This is a genomic window from Massilia sp. CT11-108 (assembly GCF_047302915.1).
In the GTDB taxonomy this organism is placed as follows: Bacteria; Pseudomonadota; Gammaproteobacteria; order Burkholderiales; family Burkholderiaceae_D; genus Telluria; species Telluria orientalis.
The window spans coordinates 1-469 of the sequence record NZ_JBKYMO010001236.1; the positions used below are offsets into that span (position 1 = coordinate 1).

1 protein-coding gene is annotated in these 469 nt (G+C 72.7%); it reads left to right on the plus strand.

Features of this window, described 5'->3' with window-relative positions; genetic code table 11:
* Positions 1–360 (plus strand): chemotaxis protein CheW (locus ACEN88_RS34190; protein WP_413346827.1); only part of this gene is annotated, 360 nt, incomplete at its 5' end.
* Positions 361–469: the final 109 nt, after the last annotated feature.

Consider the following 469-nt stretch of genomic DNA (forward strand, 5'->3'; position numbering starts at 1 on the left):
CTGCCGGGGGCGTCCGACATCGTGCTCGGCGTGCTCGACGTGGGCGGCGAGACCGTCACCGTCGTCGATTTCGCCCTGCGCGCCACCGGCCGCCCGACAGTCATCACGCCTTCCCAGCAATTCCTCATCGTCGAGATGGACGGGGTCCTGTGCGCGCTCGTGGTCGACGCGGTCGTCGGCCCCGCCACCGCGGTGCCGGACAGCGGCTGGCCGGACGCCGCGGGCGCGGCCGATTACGTCGACGGCGTGGTGCGCCTGCCGGACGGCCTGTGCCTCGTGATCGATCCGGCCCGGTTCCTGTTCGAGCACGAACGGGTGCAGCTGACGCGAGCGTTGGGAGCGGTGGGTGAGCGCCATTGACGATACCGTCGTCGCCGACGTGTTCGACCTGGCGGCGCAGCGGGTCGAGGCCGCGACCGGCCTGACGTTCACGGGCCTGCGCCGCCGCCAGTTCGACGCCGCCCTGGAG